The sequence below is a fragment of the Synergistaceae bacterium genome, assembly GCA_031267575.1.
Lineage (GTDB): Bacteria > Synergistota > Synergistia > Synergistales > Aminobacteriaceae > JAIRYN01.
Genome location: JAIRYN010000040.1, coordinates 26265 through 52452, shown reverse-complemented (window position 1 = coordinate 52452; position 26188 = coordinate 26265). Strand labels below are relative to the sequence as shown.

At 52.0% G+C, this 26188-nt stretch carries 23 protein-coding genes; 4 read left to right on the top strand and 19 right to left on the bottom strand.

Translation table 11 applies throughout. The features are described 5' to 3' along the window. The 15 genes from tnpA to LBJ36_05900 form a co-directional block, all read right to left on the bottom strand. Positions 1-270 (bottom strand): IS200/IS605 family transposase (gene tnpA, locus LBJ36_05970; GenBank protein MDR1378582.1); only part of this gene is annotated, 270 nt, incomplete at its 3' end. A gap of 244 nt (positions 271-514) precedes the next feature. After that, positions 515-1141 carry a ribosome biogenesis GTP-binding protein YihA/YsxC gene (gene yihA / locus LBJ36_05965; GenBank protein ID MDR1378581.1) on the bottom strand — a complete coding sequence of 209 codons (627 nt, stop codon included), beginning with the start codon at positions 1139-1141 and terminating at the stop codon, positions 515-517. Between the two features lie 6 nt (positions 1142-1147). Further along, complete coding sequence (gene lon, locus LBJ36_05960) at positions 1148-3574, bottom strand: endopeptidase La (protein ID MDR1378580.1); 2427 nt, start codon at positions 3572-3574, stop codon at positions 1148-1150. Position 3575: 1 nt separating this feature from the next. After that, positions 3576-4898: an ATP-dependent Clp protease ATP-binding subunit ClpX gene (gene clpX, locus LBJ36_05955; protein ID MDR1378579.1), complete on the bottom strand. Its 1323-nt coding sequence runs from the start codon at positions 4896-4898 to the stop codon at positions 3576-3578. An 80-nt stretch (positions 4899-4978) separates the two neighbouring features. Then, a complete protein-coding gene (clpP, locus tag LBJ36_05950) occupies positions 4979-5566 on the bottom strand; it encodes an ATP-dependent Clp endopeptidase proteolytic subunit ClpP (protein ID MDR1378578.1) in 588 nt (195 codons plus the stop codon). Positions 5567-5570: 4 nt separating this feature from the next. Continuing rightward, entirely contained in the window at positions 5571-6947 is a 1377-nt protein-coding gene (gene tig / locus LBJ36_05945) for a trigger factor (GenBank protein MDR1378577.1), read from the bottom strand. 135 nt (positions 6948-7082) lie between these two features. Further along, positions 7083-7649, bottom strand: a complete 567-nt coding sequence (locus LBJ36_05940; GenBank protein MDR1378576.1) for a 2-oxoacid:acceptor oxidoreductase family protein — start codon at positions 7647-7649, stop codon at positions 7083-7085. A 13-nt stretch (positions 7650-7662) separates the two neighbouring features. Next, complete coding sequence (locus tag LBJ36_05935; protein ID MDR1378575.1) at positions 7663-8409, bottom strand: 2-oxoglutarate oxidoreductase; 747 nt, start codon at positions 8407-8409, stop codon at positions 7663-7665. A 12-nt stretch (positions 8410-8421) separates the two neighbouring features. Continuing rightward, positions 8422-9486 (bottom strand): 3-methyl-2-oxobutanoate dehydrogenase subunit VorB, encoded by a 1065-nt coding sequence (gene vorB, locus LBJ36_05930; GenBank protein MDR1378574.1) that lies wholly within the window; start codon positions 9484-9486, stop codon positions 8422-8424. Between the two features lie 34 nt (positions 9487-9520). Further along, on the bottom strand, positions 9521-9736 hold the full coding sequence (locus tag LBJ36_05925) for a 4Fe-4S binding protein (protein MDR1378573.1): 216 nt from the start codon (positions 9734-9736) through the stop codon (positions 9521-9523). An 82-nt stretch (positions 9737-9818) separates the two neighbouring features. Then, complete coding sequence (locus LBJ36_05920) at positions 9819-10610, bottom strand: hypothetical protein (protein ID MDR1378572.1); 792 nt, start codon at positions 10608-10610, stop codon at positions 9819-9821. After that, the gene (gene fmt / locus LBJ36_05915; GenBank protein MDR1378571.1) at positions 10610-11551 is read right to left on the bottom strand and encodes a methionyl-tRNA formyltransferase; all 942 of its coding nucleotides are present in this window, start codon (positions 11549-11551) and stop codon (positions 10610-10612) included. The genes LBJ36_05920 and fmt overlap by 1 nt, the downstream gene beginning before the upstream one ends. Positions 11552-11596: 45 nt before the next feature. Next, entirely contained in the window at positions 11597-12115 is a 519-nt protein-coding gene (def, locus tag LBJ36_05910) for a peptide deformylase (protein MDR1378570.1), read from the bottom strand. Positions 12116-12288: 173 nt separating this feature from the next. Next, positions 12289-13140, bottom strand: coding sequence for a Cof-type HAD-IIB family hydrolase (locus LBJ36_05905; protein MDR1378569.1), 852 nt, complete (start codon positions 13138-13140; stop codon positions 12289-12291). Positions 13141-13250: 110 nt separating this feature from the next. Continuing rightward, complete coding sequence (locus LBJ36_05900; protein ID MDR1378568.1) at positions 13251-13703, bottom strand: OmpH family outer membrane protein; 453 nt, start codon at positions 13701-13703, stop codon at positions 13251-13253. Positions 13704-14237: 534 nt separating this feature from the next. Here LBJ36_05900 and LBJ36_05895 point away from each other — a divergent pair. Next, positions 14238-16154 (top strand): YgiQ family radical SAM protein, encoded by a 1917-nt coding sequence (locus tag LBJ36_05895; protein ID MDR1378567.1) that lies wholly within the window; start codon positions 14238-14240, stop codon positions 16152-16154. 740 nt (positions 16155-16894) lie between these two features. Beyond that, on the top strand, positions 16895-17641 hold the full coding sequence (locus LBJ36_05890) for a class I SAM-dependent methyltransferase (GenBank protein MDR1378566.1): 747 nt from the start codon (positions 16895-16897) through the stop codon (positions 17639-17641). 76 nt (positions 17642-17717) lie between these two features. On the opposite strand, the gene LBJ36_05885 is transcribed toward LBJ36_05890, so the two are convergent. Together LBJ36_05885 and LBJ36_05880 are read right to left on the bottom strand one after the other, a co-directional pair. Continuing rightward, entirely contained in the window at positions 17718-18680 is a 963-nt protein-coding gene (locus tag LBJ36_05885; protein MDR1378565.1) for a DMT family transporter, read from the bottom strand. Between the two features lie 303 nt (positions 18681-18983). After that, a complete protein-coding gene (locus LBJ36_05880) occupies positions 18984-20213 on the bottom strand; it encodes a serine hydroxymethyltransferase (protein MDR1378564.1) in 1230 nt (409 codons plus the stop codon). 244 nt (positions 20214-20457) lie between these two features. On the opposite strand from LBJ36_05880, the gene LBJ36_05875 reads away from it, so the two are divergent. Then, entirely contained in the window at positions 20458-21123 is a 666-nt protein-coding gene (locus LBJ36_05875) for a type 1 glutamine amidotransferase (protein MDR1378563.1), read from the top strand. A gap of 45 nt (positions 21124-21168) precedes the next feature. Here LBJ36_05875 and LBJ36_05870 read toward each other — a convergent pair whose 3' ends face one another. After that, positions 21169-22362 (bottom strand): pyridoxal phosphate-dependent aminotransferase, encoded by a 1194-nt coding sequence (locus tag LBJ36_05870; GenBank protein MDR1378562.1) that lies wholly within the window; start codon positions 22360-22362, stop codon positions 21169-21171. Between the two features lie 230 nt (positions 22363-22592). On the opposite strand from LBJ36_05870, the gene LBJ36_05865 reads away from it, so the two are divergent. After that, on the top strand, positions 22593-24743 hold the full coding sequence (locus tag LBJ36_05865; GenBank protein ID MDR1378561.1) for a methyl-accepting chemotaxis protein: 2151 nt from the start codon (positions 22593-22595) through the stop codon (positions 24741-24743). A gap of 114 nt (positions 24744-24857) precedes the next feature. On the opposite strand, the gene LBJ36_05860 is transcribed toward LBJ36_05865, so the two are convergent. Next, positions 24858-25826 carry a Gfo/Idh/MocA family oxidoreductase gene (locus LBJ36_05860; GenBank protein MDR1378560.1) on the bottom strand — a complete coding sequence of 323 codons (969 nt, stop codon included), beginning with the start codon at positions 25824-25826 and terminating at the stop codon, positions 24858-24860. Positions 25827-26188: the final 362 nt, after the last annotated feature.

The window sequence follows — 26188 nt, the reverse complement described above, 5'->3', positions numbered from 1 at the left end:
TACTCTTGCCGTATAGCTCTTGAGCTGTCGGACAATATAGTGAGGAGCGTTTATAGGCCGCGTTTTGACAAAGGCGTGAATGTGATCCGGCATGATCTCAAGCTTCGCAATCTGAACATTGATCTCATCAGCTTTCTCGTATAAAAGTTCTTTGAGTCGGATTTCTACATCACCAACAAGCACCTTGCGCCGATATTTTGGACACCAGATAAGATAATAGCCAATATTGAACACAGATGTGTTCGAATGAATCCATCGTTGATAAGCCATAAAAGGAGTTTAACATAAAAATAGACATATGGCAAGAAACCAAATACAAAACAAACGCCGCCAACGGCGGCGTTATAATTCTCATCCAACGGCTGAAGCCGTTGGCTTTCTCATCGCTTTATCGTAAAACAGGACGTTGAGAAGTGGCGTTCGCGAAAGATTATGACTTGCGAGGGTGCTCGGCTGGGCCCGACAGATAATCGGAACCCAAGCCGTCGCAGTTGATAGGAAAAAAGAATGGCCGCTATCGCGGATTCTGAATTGCCATAAAAGTTTTTGCCGCCTCGGCTACGTAGCTCTCCAAAAAAGACCTCAGTTCGTTGATGCCGAATCGCTCCTCGCCGGAAGTGACGATAGGCACGTCCAGGGATTTCAAACCGTCGCGAACATACTGTCGTAGCATCGTCTGCCTTTTACCCCTCGTGATCTTGTCCCCTTTGGTGAAGACCACCAGAATTGGCCGGCCGCACTCGCAAAGCCAGTCCTGCAATATTCGGTCGTTGCCCAGAAGGCCATGACGAAAATCCGCTAGGTGGCAGACCAAGATCAGAGATTTTCGCTGTCCCACGTAAGCAGTCGTAAGCTGCGACCACTCTTTTTTCTCGGACTTGCTGCGCTCAGCGTAACCATAACCCGGCAGGTCCGTCAAACGAAAGAGACCGCTCCCCGACTCCACGGAGTAGAAGTTGACGCTCCGTGTCTTCCCCGGCGTTCCTCCCACATGAGCAAACTTTCCTCCCAAAAGGGAGTTGATTAAAGTAGACTTACCCACGTTGGAGCGCCCAGCCACGGCAATTTCCGGCACGCCCTCGGGGGGGAAACGCGAAGAGTCGAACACGGTGGCCTCGACTCCGGCCTTCCACGTCGCCATGCCCGCCTACGCGGCCAGCGCCTTTTTGAAAACCGCCTCGACCTCGGAGGCGTAGTCAAATCGCATATTACCCAGTATTTCGACTGGTATCTCCTCCACGTCCACTTTATTCGCCTCAGGCAAAATCACGTGGCTGATACCATAGCGTTTGGCGGCTAGTAGCTTTTCCCGGATGCCCCCCACGGGAAGCACGTGACCCCGCAGGGAAATCTCCCCCGTCATGGCGATGTTGGGGTTCACCTTGCGTCCACTGACGGCGGACAGAATAGCCGTCGCCATCGTCACGCCGGCGGAGGGGCCGTCTTTGGGCACAGCTCCGTCTGGAACATGAACGTGAATGTCCACGGCCTTCCAGTTGAAGTTTCCGATTCCTAGGGCTTCGCTTTCCGCCCGAAGGAAACTCACTGCCGCCCGGGCGGACTCCTGCATCACGTCTCCCAGATTCCCTGTGAGGGCCAAATCTCCCTTGCCCTTCATGGTGACGGCCTCAATCAAAAGGACGTCGCCTCCAGCCTCCGTCCAAGCCAAACCCACCACGTTACCCTTCTGGGCGTTTTTGGGGATCTTCGTATCATAGAGCTTCGGAGGCCCAAGGTAGTCCTTGAGCTGGGAGGCCTTGACACTAACCGGCAGCTTGAATTTTTCTTTTTTGTCCGCGGCCTCCACCATATTCCGAGTAATCTTGCGAGCGATGGTGGAAAGTTCCCGCTCCAGACCTCGGACCCCCGCCTCCCGTGTGTAGAGGGAAGCGATTTGCGAGACCGTCGCGGCCGAGAGTTTCACCTGAGACGTCGCTAGCCCATGCTCCTTCAATACCCTTGGAAACAAGTACTGAAGGGCGATATTGGTCTTCTCTTGGTTGGTGTATCCCGATAGCTTGATGATCTCCATACGGTCAAGAAGCGGCTTGGGGATCGTGTGGGTGACGTTGGCCGTAGTGATAAACAAAACCTCGCTGAGGTCGAAAGGAACCTCCAGGTAGTGATCCGCGAAACTGTAGTTTTGCCGGGGGTCTAAAACCTCCAAAAGCGCAGAGGCGGGGTCACCCCGAAAGTCGTTTCCCAGTTTGTCGATCTCGTCGAGGAGAATCACGGGATTACAGCTTCCCGCCCGGACCAATTTCTGGATGATGCGCCCTGGCAAGGAACCAATGTAGGTTCTGCGATGCCCACGAATCTCGGCCTCGTCCCTAACCCCGCCCAAAGATACGTTCACAAACTTGCGGTCGAGAGCACGGGCGATAGAACGACCCAAGGACGTTTTACCCACCCCCGGAGGTCCTACGAAGCAGATAATCTGGGCCTTCATTTCGTCTCCTGCCTGACGGCGTACCGCCAAAAATTCGAGGATGCGGTCCTTGACCTTGTTCAGTCCGTAGTGATCCTCTTCCAGAAGCCGAGCGGCGTGGGCGATGTCCACGTTATCCACGGTCCGCAATCCCCAAGGCAGGTCAATTAGCCAATCCAGGTAATTGCGGACCACAGCGGCCTCAGGAGACATGGAGGGCATTTTAGCGAGGCGATCCAGCTCCCTTTGGGCCCTGGATCGGGCCTCTTCGCTCATGGCGGAAGTCTCGATTTTCTTCTCGTACTGAGCGAATTCACCCCCCTCTTCACCCCGGTTCTGCCCCAGTTCATCCTGAATGATGCGCAACTGCTCCCTCAGGTAATACTCTTTTTGCTGTTTGTCCACCACGGAGCGAACCTTGTCCTGAATATCGTGTTCTAATTCCAGGATGTCAATTTCCTCCACCAGCATTTTCAGCAGGACGCTCAGGGCTTCTTCCAGGTCCGCCTTCTCCAGGAGGCGCTGCTTAAACTCCGGCTTTACCGAAAGGTGAGAACCCACCAAGTTTACCAACTGCCCCACGTCCTCGATGGCGAGGATGGAGGACATGATCTCGCCGGGAATACGAGGCTGCAAAGAGTTATAACGCTCGAACCCATCCAGAACACGGCGCTTCAGAGCCTCCACGCTAACGGCACCTGAATTGCGCCAGGGCATGGGGAGAAGATGGGCTTCCAATACGCTGTCGTTTTTGCCGTTGCTCTCCAAGTAAGACTCAATCTTCATGCGGGTGATTCCCTCTACCAGCACCTTCGTCGTGCCGTCGGGAATGCGTACCATCTGTAAGATATTGCAAAGGGTCCCCGTGTCATAAAGGTCTTCCCGGTCGGGATCCTCGATGTCGATCTTTTTCTGGGCCACCACGAAGATTTTTTTTCCGCGCAACAAGGCGTTTTCGATAGCCTTCATGGAGCGGGGCCGTCCCACGAAAAGCGGAATGATGACGCCGGGGAAAATAACCACGTCCCTGATGGGCAATATGGGGTAAACGTCGTCCTCCTGATCCATAATGATCTCAACCCCAGAGTACGGCTCCCGTTGATCTTTCAGCGGGCCTTTTCGCGGGTTTTCCAGGAAGACGTTCATCTCACGCGACCTCCTTCTCCGTACCCAAAAGCTCGTAGAGAGAGAGTTTGTGGTCTATAAAATCCGCTGTGATTTCGATGCTGTCGATTTTTTTATCGGAGGAAGGCAGCTCATACATAATGTCTAGCATCAGGTTCTCCATGATGGAGCGCAATCCCCGGGCTCCCGTTTTCTTTTTCACCGCCAGAGAGGCCACCCGGGACAGAGCCTCCGTGGTGAAGTCCAGACGCACGTTTTCCATGGCCAGAATCTTTTTGTACTGTTTGACCAAGGAGTTGCGCGGCTCCAAGAGGATGCGAACAAAAGCCTCCTCATCCAAGTCTTCCAAGGCCACCAGAATGGGGATGCGTCCAATCAGTTCGGGAATGAACCCGAAGGCCATCAGGTCTTCCGGCTGTATCTTGCTGACGATCTCGTAGCGTTTTTGGGCGTTTTGAGCGGAAAGTTCCCCCCCAAAACCGATGGTGCGTTTGCTTTCGCGTCGCGCCACAATCTCCTCGATTCCCTCGAAAGCCCCGCCGCAGATAAATAGGATGTTGCTGGTATTCATTTGAATAAACTCTTGATGGGGGTGTTTGCGCCCGCCCTTAGGGGGGATGTTGGCCACCGTTCCCTCCAAAATCTTCAAGAGGGCTTGTTGTACTCCCTCCCCTGAAACATCTCGGGTGATTGAGGTGGACTCAGACTTGCGGGCTATCTTATCCAGCTCGTCGATGTAGATGACGCCACGCTCGGCGGCAGACAGGTCGTAGTCGGCCGCCTGCAAAAGGCGCACCAAAATGTTCTCCACGTCCTCGCCCACATAACCCGCCTCGGTGAGGGTCGTGGCATCGGCGATGGCGAAAGGCACGTTCAACTTGCGGGCCAAGGTTTGAGCGATAAGGGTCTTCCCAGAGCCCGTGGGGCCCAGAAAGAGCACGTTGCTCTTTTGCAGTTCCACGTCAGGGTCCCGTGTGTCAATATTGTTCTTCACCCGCTGATAATGGTTATAGACCGCCACGGAGACTACCCGCTTAGCCCGGTCTTGCCCAATCACGTACTGGTCCAGGAAAGCGCTGAGTTCTTTAGGGGTGGACAATGTTAACTCCCGCGCACCCTTCACGTTCACAGGCTGAGGAGTAGGAGCAATGCCCTTCCCTCGAGGGTGAGGAGCGTCTGGCCCCGCTTTCTCGTCCGCCAAGATGATGTTGCACAGGTTCACGCACTCGTCGCAGATGTAAACGCCCGGTCCAGAGATCAATCGGTAGATCTCGCTCTGGCCTTTACCGCAAAACGAACAGCGAACCTCGCGTTGTCCCTTGTCGTTGTTGCTTAATTTTTTCATGTCAACCTCCAGACACGCGCATAAGGAGATTTTTTATATTCCCCTTACACTACCAATCAATGGGCTTACCACCGATGGGCTCACCGAGTTTCAAAAACTTTGTCGATGAGCCCGTAGACCAGAGCCTCGTCTGCCGTCATAAAATTGTCCCTATCCGTGTCCATTGCGATTTTTTCGACCTTCTGACCCGTATGGACGGCCAGAATTCTGTTGATCCGCTCCCGCGTCTTCAGGATGTTGCGCGCGTGGATCTCTATATCGCTGGCCTGTCCACGGGCACCACCCATAGGCTGATGGATCAGCACTTCGGCGTTAGGAAGGGCGATACGTTTGCCCGCCGCGCCCCCCGCCAGAAGAACAGCGGCCATGCTGGCGGCCATGCCCAAACAGATGGTAGAGACGGGGCTCTTGATGTAATTCATGGTGTCGTAGATGGCAAATCCGGCCGTGACGCTGCCGCCAGGGCTGTTGATGTAAAGGTGAATATCTTTATCCGGGTCCTCGCTCTCCAGGAAAAGCAACTGGGCAACGATCACGTTGGCGATGTCGTCGTTGACTTCCGTGCCCAAGAAGACGATCCTGTCTTTCAGCAGGCGGCTATAGATGTCGTAAGCCCGCTCTCCGCGCCCTGTTTGTTCGATGACGTAAGGAATGCTGAAGTAGGACATGAGATTACTCTACTCCTCCTGACACAGCCGCTTCCGGCGCGGCCGCTTCTTCTTCTATTATAGACTCTGTTATTATAGGTTCCGTGGATAAAGGCGCTTCCGGCACGGTCCCGTCCACTTCTTTTATTTTGATATTCTTCATGATCGCCTGAGTCGATTTTATGTGGCGCAGTTCAGCGGTCATTTGATTCATTCGGTTTTTGTCCTTGCGAAAAGCGGCTTGGAGTTTGTCGATATTCACTCCCTGGGTAGGGGCGAGACGTATCAGTTCCTCCTCCACGTCCTTTTGCTCCACCTCGATATCAAATTTCTTCCTCACCGCGTCCAATACTAATTCTCGGCGCAATTCCTGTGTCGCCTGAACCCGCAACTGCTGCTCGTACTGGGAAAGAGTTATGGAGGCGCCGCGAAGATAATCCTCTAAACTCATATTATAGCGATTCTTGCAGTTGGCGGTATCTCTCTGTTGCAGATACTCGATCTGCCGGTTCAGAAGATTATCTGAGATTTCCAGCTCGGATCTGGCCACGACCGCGTCGACAGCCGATCTGCTGGCGTAGGCCAGGTTGTCCCTTTCTATTTGCGTGTAAAGGAGAGCGTGTAACTTTTCTCTGAAAACCTCTTCGGTTTCCACGTCGATCCCCAATACCCGCTTGTAAAGCTCTGGGGCGAGCTCCGGTAAAATACGCTCTTTGACCTCATTAACCGTGATATTATAGCCAATTTTCTCCCCAGCGTCAGTCTCCTTTTCAAAAAAAACCTTATCTCCCTTGGATTTTCCCAAAAGGGCGTTTCGGAGTTTCTGTTCGAGAGCAGGAGCAAACAAATCCACATCGTCAGTCTGAGGAGATTCCCCTTTGGTCATGGATGTGATGGAGACCACGTCGTCTTCGCCCGACGGACGTTCCACCGGGTTCAACGTGGAAAACTGCCTTTTGATGTCCTGGATGACGTTTTCCAGCATTTCATCCGTAACATTGGGGTGGGATATTTCCACTTCGATGTCCCCGAACTCCGGCAGCTCCACCTCTGGGAGGATTTCAAAGACGACTTCACACACCAGAGGTTCACCTTCTCTCATGTTGAGTACGTTGAGAGATGGAGTGCCGACCGTATCCAGATCGTAGTCCGCCATGACCTGATCTATGGCGTGTGGGAGCATCTTTTCCAGCGCCTCGGAGTGGAGGCTGCTCTTGCCGAAACGCATCTCTATCACTTTGCGAGGAATATGGCCCTTACGAAATCCAGGAATGTTGACGCTTCTCGACATTTCTTGGACGATTTGGTTCACGCTCGCGACAAATTCCTCAGCCTCAAATTCTATTTTTATCTTAACACTGTTTTTTACCTGATTTTCCTGCTCCAACAACTCCGTCTTCATATCCCCTGCTCCTTTCGACTACTTGACCGGGCGTATTATACCTTAAAAACGGAAAGAACGGAGAAAACCTCCGCCCTTCCCGTTTTTATCGGCCATTTCGCCCTGGCGCGAGAGACGTCTTTACCTCCAGCGTTTTTAATGAACTATAGCTTTGCCTCTTTCATAGGCGGCCAAGTTCATGGGCAGATATTCGGGTTTTTTCTTGCCCAGCTTTTCCTTCAAAGTCTCCACGCAAGTTTTATCACCCACGATGCCGGAGGCCGCCACCACAGCTCCCAGCATGACGATGTTTGCGACTTTCTCGCTCCCCGCCTCCCTGGCGATGGTGTTGACGGGAACTCCGACGGTTCTAACGTTAGGTCTCACCCCATCAGCTTTGACCAGGTCGCTATTGTAGAGAAGCAGGCCTCCCTCCTTGACGTCGTTTTTGAATTTTTCGAAAGAGGGCTGGTTCATAACCACGATCACATCCGCCTCAGACACCACGGGAGCCCCGATCTCCTCGCTGGAGACGATGACGCAGCAGTTTGCCGTGCCCCCACGCATCTCCGGACCATAGGAGGGAATCCAGGAGACGAAGCGCCCTTCTTCGATTCCCGTGTAGGCCACCAGTTGCCCCAAAACCATCAGTCCTTGCCCGCCGAAACCCGCGGCGATCAAAGATTTTTCAAATTTCGTATCCCCCGTCTTCTTATTGTCCATCTTCAGCGCCCCCTCACTTGAAATCCTTGAAAACGCCCAGAGGATAGTAGGGGATCATGTTTTCCTCAAGCCACTTGCAGGCGTCCACTGGGCGCATTCCCCAGTTAGTGGGACAAGTGGAGAGGAGTTCCACGAAGGAAATGCCCTTACCCTCCACTTGGTTTTTGAAGGCTTTGAGGACGGCCTGTTTGGCCTTCATAATGTACTTGGGTTGGGTCAGGGCCACGCGCTCGATGTAGGCGGGACCTTCTAAAGTCGCCAACATCTCGCACATGCGGATGGGGTAACCGTTCTTTTTCGCATCGCGTCCGGCCGGGCTGGTTGTGGACCTTTGACCCAGCAGGGTGGTGGGGGCCATTTGCCCGCCGGTCATCCCATAGATGGCGTTGTTGATAAAAATCACGGTCAGGGGCAAATCGCGGTTTACCGCGTGGATGATCTCAGCCATACCGATGGAGGCCAAGTCCCCGTCTCCCTGGTAAGTGAAAACGATCTTATCCGGGCGCACAACCTTGACAGCGCTAGCCACGGCGGGAGCGCGTCCGTGAGCGGCCTCCAAAAAGTCCAGGTCCAGATATTGATGTATCAGCACCGCGCAACCCACAGGGGCGATCCCAATCGTTTTATTCTGAATTTCCAGCGCGTCGATGGCCTCGCAAACCAAACGATGGGCCAAGCCGTGAGTACAGCCGGGGCAATAATGGGTGTGAACGTCAGCCCTCCACACTTTCGGCATATCGAAAACTAGAGTTTCGCTCATTCAGGACACCTCCTAATGCTTAAGCAGTTCTTTGCACTTTTCCTCGACCTGGCGCACGGAGGGGGAAAACCCACCCCAGCGTCCCACAGTGGCGATGGGCAAGCTACAGGAAGTCGCCAAACGCACGTCGTCCACCATTGGGAAAGCAGGGCTCATCTCCACATCCAGAATGCACTTGACGCTGTTAGGCAAGGAGGAAAGCCCGGCGGCCGGGAACGGCCAGAGCGTCATGGGACGCATCATTCCCACCTTATACCCTTCCTCCCGGAGGTTGTTGATGGCCGAGCGACAAACGCGGCTGGTGGTTCCGTAAGAAGTGAGGAGCAGTTCCGCATCCTCGACCTTGTAACGCTCAAATCGAAACTCATTGGCCTGGAGGCGCGCGAACTTCTCTTGAAGGTACGTGTTATGTTTCTCCAGCCTGTCCGGTTCCAATTGCATACTGTAGATATTGGAGCGTCTGCTGCCTCTCTCATCCCACCAGCCCAGAGCCCAGTCCGCGTTTGAGGCTGGGTCTTCGACCTTGCGGGGCTTGATCTCCACGGCCTCCATCATCTGACCCATGAACCCGTCGGCCAGGAGCAAAACGGGAGTGCGGTATTTCTGGGAGATATCGAAGGCGTCTTGGGTGAAGTCCACGGCCTCCTGAAGATTGCCGGGCGCCAGCACCACCAGGTGATAGTCTCCATGTCCTCCCCCTCGGGTGGCTTGATTGTAGTCGCCTTGGGCCGGCAGAATGTTGCCCAAGCCAGGACCGCCCCGAGAGATGTTCACGATGACGCAGGGCAGCTCCGCCATAGCGATGTAGGAAATTCCCTCGGACATCAAAGAAATCCCCGGACTGGAGGATGTGGTCATCACTCTATAGCCCGTGGCGGCCCCTCCCATCACCATGTTGATCGAGGCGACCTCACTTTCCGCTTGAAGGTAGGTTCCTCCCACTTGGGGCAGACGAGCCGACATGTACTCTGGAATCTCATTCTGCGGTGTTATGGGATAACCGAAAAAGTACTTGCAGCCGGCCTGTATCGCCGCTTCGGCTATTGCCTCGGTTCCTTTCATCAATGCTCTTTTCATGATTTCACTCGCCTCCTGAAGCTCGAACTGTCGGTCAGTCGTCGATTCGATACACGGACAAGGCCACGTCTGGACACATTCGGGCGCACAAGGCGCAGTTCGTGCAACCTTCTTTAAATTGCTCGACCGGACGATGACCTTTCGGATTGATGCGCTCGGATATCCTCAACACCTTGGTGGGGCACGCCGCCACGCAAAGGCCGCAGCTTTTACAAAACTCCTCTCTGATCGTTACTCGTCCTTTCGCCATTCCCAAAACTCCTTTCTTACATTCAGCCCACACCCCTAAAACACGAACTTCCGCAAATACGCGAACACGCGGTACTACCGCGTTAGGACCACAATTCGGAGCCCTCCCAAGGGCGTTTCATAAAGCGGATCACCGGCCACAGGGGAATCTCGTGTCTTTTCATTTTCCCCATTCTTTCCATTTTTTTCATTCTTTCCATTTTCATATTCATTAAGGGCTTTGTCGCCTCGTAAAGGTCGTTGGCGACAGCGGCGTAAAGCACCGGCAAGTTCATTTCATCGCCGGCCTCCAGTACCACATCCAAACCTCGCGTCACATCCTCCATCGTGGTGTTTTCCATCATGTGAGAATTGCTGACCAGCGCCCCCACGTTTAGGCCGCAGAGGGCTTCCATGCGCCGAGCCATTTGAACGATGTCGGCGGGAGTTGCCGTTTTGGGGCGATAGGCGTTGACGATGAGAAGAAGTTTGTAGCCGACAGACTGAATGTCCAGCTCAAATTGTTTCAGTGCCATGACTCCGCCGGAGTCTCCGCCCACGTCGATAATCAGATGATCGGCGTGGCCGACGACGGCGTTCCCTATTTGAGGATTGATGACGGACATATCGGACCATTTTGCGGTTTCTGGCGGATTTAAAATGGAAAAGCCTTCTCGTTCGAGGGGTTCTGTTATTTGACGGATGCAAAAATAAGGATTAATAATATCGGCGTCGGCGATGGTGACGTTCTTATTGTTTTTCTTCAAACCCTTAGCTAGATTTAGAACGAACTCGGTCTTGCCGGAACCAAGAGCGCCTGTGACGGCTATCGCCTTGGGCCATTCATAATAGCGCGTAAGGTCTCCCAAAAGGTCGCCTAGAATGCCATCCTCCATTACCCCAACACCCCCCTCGCTTTCAACCTGCCTCCGCAGGCCCAATCCGCGCCGCTGACCCTACGCTTGCCCTCATTCTGAACCTCCCGCAAGCGCAGCGCCCCGCCCTCGCAAGCGATTACCGGGTCACCCTCCCAAAATCGAAGCACTTGCCCCGGCCGACCTTCTTCCTCCGCAAGCGTCTCCATAGGCGTCGTGCGCCACAGCTTCACTCTCTTGCCCTCGACAATGGCAAAAGCCCCACTCGAAGAGGCAAAAGCCCTTACGACGTTGTGGATGTAAAGATAATTCTGAGTCCACGACACCTCCGCCTCTTCTTTGGTCAACTTGGTCGCGTAGGTGACAAAATCCGAATTTTGCGCTGAAAATCGAGCGCCTCCCTCTATGAGGGACTCCACACCTTGGATTGCGATTTGGCTGCCCGCGCCGGCCAGAATCTCGAAAAGCTCTTCTGATGTGGACTCCAGGGTTACGGAAACCTCCACCTGGGTCAGAATGGGACCCGCGTCCATCTCCTCCACCAGCCGGAAAACCGTCACGCCCATTCTTTCGTCGCCGTTCATCAAAGCTCGTTGCACCGGCGCCGCTCCCCGCCACCGGGGCAACAAGGAGGGGTGTATGTTTAAACACCCGTAACGCGGCCCGTTTAAAAAAGGCTCCCGAATGATCTGTCCGAAGTCCACCACGAACATCAGATCCGGCGGATCGTCGGAGACGATCTTCGTCAACTTCTCGTTCCGGGACAGAGGCCCTGTTCTCTCGATGATTGCGGCAAACCCCAACCCCTCCGCGACCCGCTCCACTTGAGAAACCCGGTCTTTCATTCCCCTGCCGGCTTTCGTGGGGTGTCCCGTAACGATTTTCTCGAAAGACAGACTCTCGCACAACTGAACCAGACAGGAAGCAGCAAAAACCCCGCCCCCCACAAACCAAATTCTCAAACTGATTTATTCTCCTCTTTATTCTCTTCCTGTTATTTATTCTCTTTATTTATTCTCATCCTGAACGCGTTTATACATTTTCTTACGAATCATCCCTCGTTTTAGGGCCGAGAGGCGTTCGATGAAGAGCTTCCCCTCCAGATGGTCCATCTCGTGAAGAAAGGCGCGGGCCGGATACCCCTCCACCTCGTAGACGTGTTCTTCGCCCATGACATCTTGGGCGGCGACTTTGACGCGGGCTGGGCGCTTCACAGTGGCGAAAATACCAGGAAAACTGAGGCACCCTTCTTCCCCTTCCTGTTCCCCCGCCTGTTCCAAAAGCCTGGGGTTAATCAATACATAGAACGATTCCTCGCAGCCGATGACGGCTATTTTTTTTGAAACACCTACCTGAGGCGCGGCCAGTCCAGCTCCGTTGTTCATCTTCATTGTCGTAAGCATCTCCTCAACGAAGGCGGCCAATTCCGGACCGAAGCTCTCCACGGGAGTCGCGGGAGTTTTTAAAACAGGGTCGGGGTACGTTCTTATTTGCAGATCCGTCGGGTCCAAGACTTGCGAGCTCATCCTCTCCATCTCTCCTCTGTCGCTTCGCTTTTGTGCGTTCATATCGTAGCTCCTATCGCGACACCCTCCGTTTTTCAGGCTTATTATAAATCGTAGCCGACGCGGTGGGTCACGCAAAAACCATTAAATTTCAAACAGTCCAACAACTGATAAAGACAAATGAGAAAAAAGGCTTAAAGAACTAATGGGGAGCCTCTTCGGGTTTCCGATACGGAAAAACCAGGCGAAAGAAGGTACTCCGCCAGAGCGCTTATTCCGTTTTGGGCGGCCTTGGGCATGACGATATGAGCCAAGGGCAGCACCTCCTGGGAGGCATTGCTGGGGACGACGGCAACGTCCGCGTAACTCAGCATCGTCAGGTCGTTCTTGTGATCCCCCGCCGCCACGATCACCTCAGGGCGCTGGGGCAAAGTCGCGACGAATTCTTTCAGCGCACTGCCTTTAGAGACCTCTTTGGATAGGATATCCAGAAACTTCGGTCCACTGGAGATTACCTCCGCGCGAGAACCGAAGGCGGCTTTTACTTTTTTCTCGATAGCGGACAAGTTCTCGAACTTCAACCACAGGCCGATCCGATAGATGGGTTCCGAGGGCGTGGCCTCTTTCGTGACCTTTTTCATGGAAGGGGACGCGATGAAATCCACTGGAACTCCTGCCTCCCGGTAAAAGCGGATCGTTTCCCGGTCGCTCTCGCGGCAGCGCACAGTTTCGTTCCCCACCACCTGGATCTCGGCCGGAAACGTCCATAGGAAATTTAGCAGTTCCTCCGCAATGGCAAGGTCGAAAAGCGAAGAACAGACCTCCTTCCCCTCTGGAGTCATGAGGCGGGCCCCGTCATAGAGAATGGAGGGCTGAGTGACGCCTGCGGCCTCCATGTGCCCCCTAGCCGTCCCGAAGATGCGTCCTGTGGCGATCATGATCTCCCACCCGTGGGCCCTGAGACGCGCGCAGGCGTCCCGAACCTCCTGGGAAACGGTTTCGCCCACTGAAAGCGTGTCGTCGATATCCGTGATAAATAATTTCATTTCATAAAATACCCCTTATAAAAATACTTTTTTCGTAGTCTTTCTAGCTTACATAACCAAAGGGGGCCACGCCTCAAGCGCGGCCCCTCATGACGGAAAATCCACAAAAACTACTTCATCAACTGTAACTGTTGAATCACATCATCTGTGATGTCCATTCCTCCAAAATAGACGGACACTTTTTCTAAGACGACCGTCACCTTCTTTTTCTTAGCGACGATGCGCACCGCCTCCTGGCATTGTTTTAGAATGGGCTCCATCAATCGCTGTTCTTCCCTCGCCAATTCCATACGCTTGGCTTGGACGACCTGAGCCTTCTGAGCGGGTTGCTCTTCTTTGTCCGCGGCGGCTTTGGCTTCGCCTTCCTTTTGTCTGCCGATCTCCTGGAGTTGTTTCGCCGCGTTTTCAAAGGACGGGTGTTTGGAGATGATCTGTTGTGAATCAATAACCCCAATGGTGTCCGCAGTCGAGGTTGCGGCCGCCTCCGCTATACCTGCCACCCAGAACCCACCCGCTAAAAACAACGCTGTCAGTAAGCTCAATAAACTCGATTTTTTTAACATTTTTACATTGTTACCTCCCCTGGAATACTGAAAAATCCTTTTTTCCCTTTATTTTCTCCCCGATGATTCGTCTGAAAAATTGTACCACACCGCCACCCTTTGTTCATGCGCTTTGCGGTAAATTCATGCGCTTTGCGGTAAAGTTGAATAGTCATCGAAAGATCTTTTATAACGATATGCGGAAAATTTCCATTTTTTCTTATGTTCGGTTTTCTGTGTAGTAGGGTCATTGTTTACAATAAAGTGATGAGAAAGCCAAGGGCTTCAGCCGTTGAGCCGTTAGATGAAAATCGCAACGCCGCCAACGAGCGGTGTTCGTTTTTGTTTCTTGTCGTGTCTCTAAATTCATGTTAGACTTCTTTCATGATTGCGATATCAATGTGACGCTGAATATCCGCAGAGTCGGGGCATCGACTCTTAAGAGAGAAGACGTAAGGCCCACTTCGGTTGGCTGTCTTTGTCGATCTTAGAATCACACGACTTGAGTCGTGGGAGTATGTCAAAGTGGGAGTATGTCAAATAGGAGGAACATCTTTGAAGCCCAAAGAACAAATCCTGAAGCCCAAACGGCCGCGTGAATTTAAACCGGAGGTTCCTTTTGGAAACTTTTTGCCTGTGTGCCGGTCGGATATGGACACGCGGGGCTGGAAAGAGCTTGACTTCCTGTTTATCACTGGTGACGCCTATGTGGATCACCCCAGCTTCGCGATGGCGCTTATTGGTCGTTTGTTGGAACACCGCGGGTATCGAGTGGGAATCCTCGCACAGCCCGAGTGGCGGACCTCAGAGGCTCAGGAGGATTTCACTCGCATGGGACGCCCCCGTTTGGGGGTATTGGTGAGCGCTGGCAACCTGGACTCCATGCTGAATAAGCTGACGGCCAATAAGAAAACCAGAGGCACAGACGCCTATTCCCCTGGCGGGCGGATCGGCTTACGTCCCGACCGCGCCACCATCGTCTATTGTCAGAAGATCCGGGAGATCTGGGGCTCTATCCCCTTGATCATCGGAGGCATTGAGGCCAGCCTTCGACGATTCGCGCACTACGACTACTGGTCGGGTTCCCTGAGACACTCAATTTTGCTGGACAGCCAAGCTGACCTTCTGGTCTTCGGCATGGGCGAGAGGCAGATCCTTGAGATCGCGCGGCTTCTAGATGAAGGAACCCCTGTGAACGCTATATGTCAGGCGCGAGGAACATGTTATGTGACGAACGATCTGGAGAATCTGAAAAACCTGGATCCCTTCGTGGAACTTCCCTCCTGGGAGGAAGTAACACGCTGCAAAAAAAATTTCGCCGAAGCCTTTCGCCTGGCGTCGCTAGAGCAAGACCCTATACGGGGCAAAACGTTGATCCAGAGGTACGGGGAAGAGGGGAAGAGGCGAGTGTTTTTGGTGCAGTTGCCGCCCGCCTCTCCTTTGACAGAGGGAGAGATGGACGAGATCTACGATCTTCCCTACGTCCGCGAATGGCATCCCATGTATAGAACCGAGGGCATTCCTGCCTTGGCCGAGGTGAAGTTCAGCGTCACCAGCCACCGCGGATGCTTCGGTAGTTGTGCCTTTTGCGCCATCCATGCCCACCAGGGAAGGATCGTCCAGGCGCGAAGCCACGAGTCAATCCTGCAGGAGGTCAAGACCTTGACGCGAGCGAAGGACTTTAAAGGCTACATTCACGACATTGGAGGCCCCACGGCGAACTTCCGTCATCCGTCTTGCTCGGAACAGGCTGCGCGAGGCACCTGCAAAAACCGAGAATGTTTGTTTCCCGAACCCTGTAGGCGTCTGGATACGTCCCACACCGACTACCTGGAGCTGTTACGCGAGGCGCGCGGCATCAAGGGAGTGAAGAAAGTGTTCGTGCGTTCGGGCTTGCGCTACGATTATCTGATGGCGGACGGCAAAGGGGGACGGGAATTTCTAACCGAGCTGTGCCTTTATCACGTCAGCGGTCAGCTCAAAGTTGCTCCAGAACACGCGTCCCCCACGGCGCTGCGCGCAATGCGCAAGGGAGATATAACTCGTTACCGCGAATTTATGCAACTCTTCCGGGAGATCAACGAACGTTTGGGGAAAAAACAGTACCTCCTGCCTTATTTCATGACTAGCCATCCCGGCACGGGGCTTCTCCAGGCGGTGGAACTCGCCCTGTTTGCCGCGGAACTAGAGTTCTGCCCTGAGCAAGTCCAGGACTTCATCCCGACCCCCGGCAGCCTTGCGACCTGCATATACTACACGGAACTCGATCCCTTCACAGGGGAGTCCATCATCGTGCCTCGTGATTCGCAAGAGCGCAAAACGCAACGGGCGCTTCTTCAACACCGAATGCCGCAAAACCACGCCTTAACAAGAGAGGCACTTCTGAAAGCCGGTCGCAAAGACCTTATCGGTTTCGGAAAGGGGAAACTTGTTCCACCAAAAGAGGTTTATGTACTTCAATCCCCGACTTGACCCCCGACTTGATCCCCGACTTGGAAACGTTAGAAAAATACAGCGTAAGCCATTGGCTCCAACACATTCGAGGGATTCCAGCCAACCTCCGGAGGAATAGAGATTATCCGTGACTATTGTTTAGAGAAATGACGTTCACTCAGCTTATCGGCACAGGAAGATAAAGTCATGGATTTGGAGATGAGATAAAATCTTGACTTCATGCTAAAATACTTATGTATTGATTCACCGTAAATCAGGAGGAAAAAACAATATGTTTTACACTTGTTACTATGAAAATATCAGGTATAATTTGAACACAGAACACAGAACACAGAACACAGAACACAGAACACAGAACACAGAACACAGAACACAGAACACAGAACACAGAACACGCCATTCATAATTTTACGTTCTCCTCCTTGTAGTAATAATAAAGGCAGCTTATTTAGTATTATACTTTTTTCCCCAACGTGACTAAAACCTAACGAGTTATAAGTAGTTAAGTCAGAGAAAATTATAGAAATAGGGATGAACCTATTCCTGTGGGAAATTTTTATTGAATTTTCCTAGGAACTGATAACATTTCTCTTTCGACTCAAATTTGACTGAATTATTAAAAACCTTAAGAACGCAGGCAAGGCGCAAACTTTGTTGGTCGCTTTGATCTGGTTAGGTATTGTCGTCTTGTTCCACGCGATCCAGATTTTGATCGACGCGTATAGGGTCTATTGAGAGAAAATGAGAGGTGAATTTCCATGAGTTTTATAGATTTTAACAAGAAAATGTGTAAAAAAATAGAGCCGCTTTTCTCCAATATGCAATTCAGTATTAGTGGTTTTTATTTCAACGCAGTAAAGAACAAATTGAAAGACGAGCAAATCGTTGTCGATATAGGCGGTGGGAAAAAGTGTATCTATTCCGCCGAGAGGATGTCTTTTAAACAAAACAAAATTATCGTTGTCGATATATCAGAAGAAGAAATACAATACAACGAAGACGTGGATGAGAAAATTGTGGCCGATGTCACGAAATTTATCCCGTTGGATGATTGTTCAATTGATATGGTGACGTCGGCTTCCGTCCTTGAACATCTTCCGAACTTGGCTGCTTCCATTAAAGAAATCAGTCGTATCTTAAAGCCGAATGGCTATTTCATCAGCCTCTTGCCGAACAAATTCGCGCTGTTCGCGATCATAAATCAATGTCTTCCGCACAGTTTATCGAAAAAGATTCTCTACAAATTACGCCCAGAATCAAAAGGTGTTGGGGGTTTCAAAGCATATTATAACCTCTGTTTTTTCAAAGCCTTGAATAACGTACTGCGGGAAAATGGCTTTGACGTTCAATTTTGTTTTAGCTATCATCAATCGGGCTATTTTTCATTTTTTTTCCCATTTTTTCTTATCAGTGCGATATGGGACTACATGATGTGTCGTCTAAACATCAAAAATTTCTGCGCGTACATATGTTTTATCGCAAAAAAAAGTTCTCGCCAGGCTTGAATGCTATATATGGATATGAAGCTGAGGGTGTTCCGGCCAAGGAACACCCTTATCAGTTTCGGGAGGACGGAAAAGCTCATTCCACCAAAAGAGGCTCCGGGAAAATCAGCGGGGCGAGTTCAATCAGAAGAACAGCCCCGAAAATCAGCGAACAACCGACGCCCATCCTGAGGGAAAAGGCCTCGTTCAGGAGAAGGACGCCGCCCAACGCGCCAAACACCGACTCCAGCCCCAGCAATATCGACGCGTGAGCGGGAGATGTGATTTTTTGAGCGACGTTCTGTATGAGGAAGCAGAGAAAGGTGCAGAAAACCGTAACATAGACGATTTCCAGAAGCCCCCTGCTTCCCTGGAGTTCGAGAGGCCCTTCAAACAAGAGCGCTGAATAGAAGGATAAGAAGGCTACAACGGCGAACTGAACGAAAGTGAGAACCAAAGGGTTCCCCTTGGCCGCGTAATGTCCAGTGGCGATGATCTGTAGGGCAAAGAAAACGGCGGAGATCACGGTCAAAACGTCTCCTTCGTTGAGCGGTTCGACTATGTCCGAGGTGAGAAGCCCCATGCCTGCGAAACAAATGAGCGCCCCCAAGATGACGACCCAACCGGGAAAAGCTCTGCGCAACCCCCAGAGAAGCAGAGGCACCATCATGACATAACTGGCGGTGAGAAAAGCCTGCTTCCCCGCTGTGGTGTAGTTCAAGCCCCAAGTTTGCAAACTCATGCCCAAGAACAGAAAAATTCCAATAACAAGACCGCCCCTCAAATCCCTTTGGGTGGCTCCAGCAATACTTCTGAAAAAACATACTCCCGTCAGAAGAGCTCCGCCTCCAAAACGAAAAAAGAGCAGCCAACAGGTGGTGTAAACAACAAGAGCATCCTTCATTGCCACGAACCCCAGGCCCCAGAGAGCCGCGCAGGCCACCAGGCTCCCGTCCGCGATCCAGAGCCTGAGTCCAGAAAGAACTGGAAACGCCTGACGCGCTTCTTTGGAATTTTCGTGATCATTCGTCTCTTGTTTCGTTTGTTTCATTTGTTTCATTTGTTTCACTGAAAACACTGGTCTCTCCGATCCTTTTCGTGTACTAATACCTACTCATAATGAGTAAACTCTAAAGTCGAGTCGATTATAAAGCCAAAGAAAAAGTTGAATCTCGTGAAGCTCGTAGCAATAGGTAGTGGGTCCAACATGTTGATGCGCTTTCTTGAAGGCACTGATATCAAAAACTGATATCAAAAGCTGAAATTTGTTCATCAACACATATGGCCCACTATCTAGAAATATTCCGAAATATTCAGTACGTTAAACCCGCTATCAAACTATCAAAGGAATAAGGGATTACGGCTATTCGAGATCAGGGTAAACGGGAAATTCCTGGCAAAGTTCGTATATTTCGTCCTTCACCGCCCTATGCAGGTCTTTGTTCTCCACGTCCTTTGAAATGCGATCGATCCATGCGGCAATCCGCTTCATTTCCGGCTCCCGGAATCCCCGCGTCGTCACCGCTGGCGTTCCGACGCGGATTCCGCTCGTCACCATCGGCCTCTCCGTGTCGAAGGGTACCGCGTTTTTGTTCACTGTCAGGCCTGACTCATTCAACGCGTGCTCCATGACCTTCCCCGTCAAACCCTTGTTCCGCAGGTCTATCAGCATCATGTGGTTGTCCGTTCCCCCCGATACCAGATTGAAACCGTACCCCATGAGCGCTTCCGCAAGAGCCTTTGCGTTCGCCACGATCTGCTTCTGATAGTCCGCGAAAGAGGGTTCCAACGCCAGTTTGAAAGCCACGGCCTTTGCCGCGATGATATGCATCAAAGGCCCTCCCTGCATTCCAGGAAACACCGTTTTATCCAATGCCTTTGCGTATGTTTCCTTACACATAACCATGCCGCCGCGCGGCCCTCGCAACGTTTTGTGCGTTGTCGTCGTTACAAAATCGCACCAGGGCACAGGGTCCTTGTGTAGTTTCGCCGTCACCAATCCCGCAATGTGCGCGATGTCGAACATCAAAAGCGCGCCTACTTTTTCAGCCACGGCGCGAAACGCTTCCGCGTCGATTTCCCGCGGATAAGCGCTGGCTCCGCAAACGATCATCTTAGGCTTGTGCTCCAGAGCTTTTTTCTCCACATCGTTCATGTCGATCCGGCCAGTATCTTTCCCAACACCATAGTGAACGAAATTGAAGAGCTTTCCCGAAAAATTGACCCCCGACCCGTGCGTCAAATGTCCTCCATGCGCAAGGTCCATGGCGAGGACGGTATCACCGTGCTGTAGCGCAGTGAGGTAGACGGCCATGTTGGCTTGCGACCCGGAATGAGGCTGAACATTGACATGATCGCAACCGAAGAGCTTTTTGGCGCGTTCTCGCGCCAGGTCTTCCGCCTCATCGACAACCTCGCAGCCGCCGTAATAACGGGCGTGGGGATACCCCTCCGCATACTTGTTGGTCAACACCGACCCCGCGGCCGCAAGAACAGCGGGATGCACCACGTTTTCCGACGCGATGAGTTCGATTCCCTCTTCCTGTCGTTTACGCTCGCCCACGTACACTTTGTAGATTTCCGGGTCCGTCATCGCGAGAAACTGTTTTGCCGTTTTCACCGTATCGCTTCCTTTCAAGTTCTTGATTTGAGTTGCTGATTTTCTCCATTATATAAAATTATTGATAATATCGCACCTCAATATTGAAAAACGGTAACGGTTTAATTAATGTACTATAATATTTCACTAAAATATACTTCCAGTGGTTTAGTTAATGTACTATAATATTTTATCAAAATATACTTTCAAAAGTATATTTAAACAAGGAGAGACTGCTATGACATGTTTGTTATTTGTGGACAATTCCGAAACGATTCCTCATTACTCCCCACTCGAACATTGGAAGCCGTGCTTCCCGGAGGCTTTCCGCCGCGTGTACGCGCCCAGCGGGGAACTTGCCAGGCTCGACCTGAAGGACTATTCCCACATTATCCTGTCGGGGTCGGAGAGCTGTACACTCGACGAAAAGAACTGGATGCTGGAGGAAGAAAAGCTCATCTTCTCCGCGATGGCCGCGAAAATCCCGCTTCTTGGCAGTTGCTTCGGGCACCAGTTGATCGCCAAAGCGATGTTTGGACGGGAATCCGTTCGCATAAGAGAAAAGGCGGAACTGGGTTGGAAGCAAATTCGCGTTCTCGCCACCGATCCCCTATGGGGCGACAAACGTGAAACTCAGTCGGCTTTTCTCTTTCACTACGACGAAGTCGTCTTTGTTCCACCGGGTAAGGGAATGATTCTCGCGGAGTCCGACGAGTGCGCCATACAGTCTTTCAAGTTGCGTGACGCTCCGGTTTGGGGATTTCAGGCCCACTTTGAAATCGGCGTGACAGAGGGACTCTGGATTCTGCGAAAATCTGGAAACTCAGTGAGCGAAGCGCAAAAAGCCCCGCCTTTGGACACGGGATTCATTGTCCCTCTTATGGAGCGTTTTCTGGCCTTATAATGATTACGGAAAAAGGAGGCAGCTGCTGGGTTCTTAGCTGAGTTCTCAGAGGTGTTTTTTTACGACCGCCTCGATTTTATCCATTGCTTCGTGAATCTCTTCAAGCGGACGGCAATACGCCATGCGCAGAAAGTTTCCTTGAGCGTGAAAAACGTCGCCAGGAACAGCGGCAACACCGGCTTTATCGAGAAGCCACGCCGCGAATTTCGTCGTATCGAGCCCTAGGCGGGACGTCAGCTCCGATACTCGCGGCAAAACGTAAAACGCCCCAGCAGGCGCTTGGATTTCAAAACCGTCTATATTCCGCAGACGAGCGACAATCGTGTCACGGCGCTCTTTATAGCCCTCGATCATTCGTTTTACATCCTCCCCAGCATTGTACAAGGCTTCAGCCACGCCGATTTGAGCGAAAGACGTCGCGCAGCTCGTAAAGTTTTGGTGACTTTTGGCCGCGTAAGGCTTTACTTCAGGCGGCAATATGAGCCATCCCACTCGCCAACCTGTCATCGAGAAAGTTTTGGAGGCCGAGTTGATCATGATCGTCCTTTCTCGCATGTTCGGCAGCGACGCGATGGAAACGTGCTCTCCTTCGTACAAAAATTTTTCGTAACATTCATCGCTTACAACTAAGATATCGTACTTCCGGGCCAGAGCGGAAATATCCGAGAGTTCGCTTCTGGTCATCACGGCGCCTGAGGGATTGTTGGGCGAATTGATCAACAACATGCGCGTTTTGGGCGTGATTGCCGCTTCGAGGTCCGCGGGCTCCAAGCGAAAGCCGTTTTCGAACCGGCAGGGAACCTCTCGGAGAACTCCGCCGGCGAGGGCAATTTGGTCGGCATACGCTGGGAAAAAAGGCGCCGGAACAATAACCTCGTCACCAGGCTCCAAAAGCGTAAAAAACGTTACCGCCAAGGCCTCGACGGCACCGAGCGTAACCACGATTTCACGGTCCGGGTCGACGCCAATCCCCTGGTCGCGTTTCACCGCGTCCGCAATGGCGCGCCGTAGTTCTGGAGTCCCTGCCGTATCCGTGTAATGCACCCACCCTTCGTCGAGGGCTTTTTTAGCGGCTTCTTTCGCGCATAAGGGAGAATCGTAGTCTGGCCGCCCAATTTCCATATGGATCACTTTTTTCCCCGCGCGGTCAAGTACACCCGCTTTATTCATGATTTCGCGTATTCCCCCGATCTGCATAGCCGCGCGCATACGCGAAACGGGCAAACGATAACCGGCCATTTTTCAACCCCCTCTTGTGATTTTGTTTCCTTTTGGATAACGCGCGTTACAAAAGAACCATCTTCTATTATTCTAATCTAACATTAGCCTTTTTGCTTCAATATATCACTTATCCGCGGCTCAAAATCCTTAAAAACCTCGTTTTTCTTTTCCTAGATTTACCTTAACTCTTTTTTCTGGGACTCTTATAATGCAAGAGATTTTATAGACCACCAAGGAAGGTGAGAGTCATGTGGAGAAACTTAAAAATCGGTGGCAAATTATTGTTAGGATTCGGATTGGTGTTGATCGCTTTTCTGATTGCCATCCTCATAGCTTGGAAAGATATAAACGATGTTCGGAGCGACAGCAATTTCCTGGCGACCGCGGTTGTCCCCGCGATGGTGAAGACAACCAGTTTGGAACGGGATCTGTACGCGTTTTCTTTGCAGGTGATGCGAATGCGGTTCGAGGGTAGCGAGCAGTCAGTCGCGGACGTCAAAACGGGGCAGGCGAAGATACAAAAACTCCTCGATGAAATCTTCGGTTTTTCCGCTGCGCATCCGAATATCGAGGCTATGCGGCTCGTAACGGAGAAAGTTTTACCTCTTGCCGACAACTATTTGAAGATGCTCAAAAAAGCGATCTCCGCCTCAGCCAAAAAGAACGCCCTCTACTCCATCATGCAAAACTCTGGAGAAAGCATGTATGCCCTCATAAATGACGCCTTGAACGCGCTGTACACTGAAACGAGAGAAGAATTGCAGGCCCGGAACGCCGATAAGGCGGCCTCGCTTTTGGATCTGTCGCACGCGTGCGCGCAAACCATGGATAAAATTCAGAACCTACGGCGCGACATTCAGGTGGCCACGGCCACAGCGGACATTCAAAGCATAAACACGTCTATCGACACGATCAAAAGCATCACAAAAAATATCCAAACTCTGCAACTGGCCGCCCGCAGCCCTAACAGGCAGAAAATGCTGGATCAACTAAGCGCATCGGCCCAAAACTACCAGGACAGTTTACAAGTATATATAACGGCCTACACGGAGTTAATGGAACTTAATCGCGCCCGCGCGCCCCTAATGGATACCATGTACAGTGAAATGATGCAAACCACCGGCGCCGCTCGAAAGCTGGTGCAAGATATATCGAGCGCCAGCGCTAATTCTCTGAGCGCCTGCCTCATGGTCTTGCTCTCATCCGCTTGTGTAGCCGTCATCATAGGAATGCTGGCCGCGATCCTCATTTCTCGCAGCATCTCCAAGCCCTTGGACACCATCGTCAGGTTGGCGCGACGCGCTGGGGACGGTGACCTGACTATTGAAAAACAAGACTTTCAGTACAAGGGTAAGGACGAACTGGGAGGGTTAGTGGATGCTATCATTAATATGATCGCCACCCAGGAGACGAGTATGCACCAAGTGGTGGCCGTGGCGGACAGCCTTTCCCATAGCGCCAAAAACCTTTCCACCATTTCCCAGGAGACGAACGCCTCGATGGAGGAAGTTAAGGCTTCCATCGACCAAGTTTCCTCACTGGGCGAGAACAATGGAGCCGCCTTAGAGGAATGCAATGCGGGCGTTGGGGAGATGAGCGCCGGGGCCAATACCGTGGCCCAATCCGCCACCGACAGCGCCGCCTTCATCGCTCAGACCACGGACGCCTCCAACAAAGCTATCCAGACGGTGGATAACGTGATTGTAAGTATGCGTCACGTAGATGACAACTCTAAGGAGCGCGAGAAGAAGACGCGTCAATTGGTGGAGTCCGTGGAAAATGTGAGTAGCTTTGTTTCCGTCATCACCAGAATCGCGGACCAGACGAACCTGCTGGCTCTGAACGCGGCCATCGAGGCGGCACGAGTCGGTGAAATGGGGCGAGGGTTTGCCGTGGTGGCCGAGGAGGTGCGCAAGCTAGCGGAGGAGTCGGCACGGGCGGCCCAAAACGTGAACAATATCATCGTGGAACTTCAAAGCAGCGCCCAGGAGAGCATTCAAGCCACTACCGCAACGGGGCGCATGTTGGTCGAGACCCTGGTTCAGGCGGAACAAGCTCAAACAGAACTGAATGGGGCTCTCAAAGAAATGAACAAAGCCAACGACTCCATCCAAAACATCGCGGCTGTGGCAGAAGAACAGGCGGCCTCCAGTAAAGAGGTGGCCACGGCCATCGACAGCGCGACCAAGTCCACGATGGAAACGGTAGAGACGCTCTCGAATATCCGACGAGCCACGGAGGAAACGGCTCACGCTGCTCAGGGCGTAGCGGAACAATCTCAAGCCATGAGCGAGCACTCTCAGACGCTGATCGATGTTCTCTCTCGTTTCACCTTGCATACCACCCCTCCCGCTTCGGGAAAAATGGCCCTCAAAGCCCCCCAAAAGACCCTGGCGTGAACAAAACGTAACCGAATACCCCACATACATCATACATCACACATCAAGGCCTCCCGGTAAACGGAAAGCCTTGATGTGTGATGTGTGATGTGTTTTGTACGTTCGCGTCACGTTTTACGCGCAGCAGATTCGTTCCGCGCAAACATCCTCATGAATCTGACGCAACACCTCGATCGCCACTTCGAGCGCGCGCTTGCCATCCCGGATGCCCACCAAGGGCTGGCGCTTTTCGCGCACGCAGCCAATGAAGTGCGCCAACTCCAGCTTCAAGGGCTCGCTCTTGGGAAAGACGGGTCGCTCCAAAATCTCGGTGACCCCTTTACTGTCTCGGACACAACGATGGATCTGCACATCTTGAGTCTCGTAGTTGACGGTGATATGCCGTTCTCGTTCCATGATATCCAACTGACGTATGCGCCTTTCCGCCACACGGCTGACCAAAATATGAGACATTGTTCCGTTTTTGAAGGTGATCTGGGCGCTGGCCAAATCTTCGTGCTCCGTCAAAACGCGGCGCCCTGTGGCGGCGATCCGCGAGATTTCCGATGGAACCAGCGAAAGGATGATGTCGATATCGTGGATCATCAGGTCGAGGACCACGCCAACGTCGTTGATACGCGGAGAAAAAGGCCCTAGGCGCTTGGACTCCAGAAAAAGAGGATCGTGAACGGTCTGAGAGATGTGGCGGATCGCGCCATTAAAGCGCTCGATGTGCCCCACCTGCAAAACCAAATTTTTCCGCGCGGCGATGTTCAATAATTCTTCGGCCTCACTGGGGCGGGTCGTAACGGGCTTCTCGATCAGCACGTGGACTCCGCGTTCCAAAGCCTGCTTGGCGATGGCGTAATGCAGGCTTGTGGGTACCACGATAGATAGAGCGTCCGGGCTCTGCCGTTCGAGCAGCTCTTCCATTTCCGTATAAAACGGAATTCCCAGGTTCTCGCTGATGAAGTGAGCTCGGTTTTCATCCACGTCCACCACACCCACCAAGCGAGCGTCCAGAAGCTCCGTGTAGACGCGCGCGTGATGCTGCCCTAAATGCCCTACTCCCACGACCCCCACTCGCTTGATTCCTATATCCATTCCCGTCTTCACCTTTCGTTTTATATTTTTTATAAAAAGTATCCCATTGAAGATGTTTTTTTTGGCAAAACAAGGTCAAGGTAAAAAAATAAGCAAAGATAAAAAGGAAAATATGAAAGAAAAATATAAAAGGGAAATATGAAAGGGAAATATGAATTGATGTTTTTTATGTGATTTTACGCATCTTGTATTTTCAGAATCGCAGCGATGTAGTAAACTTAGCTATATTCCTATAAAGCCCGATAGCCCGATAGCGTTGATGATTGTGCAAGTAACAAGTAACAAGTAAAAATGAAAGTGGATCCGAGAATTTAAAACCATTTAAGTACGGTGATTTTATAAGTTATTTTTGGACGATATTG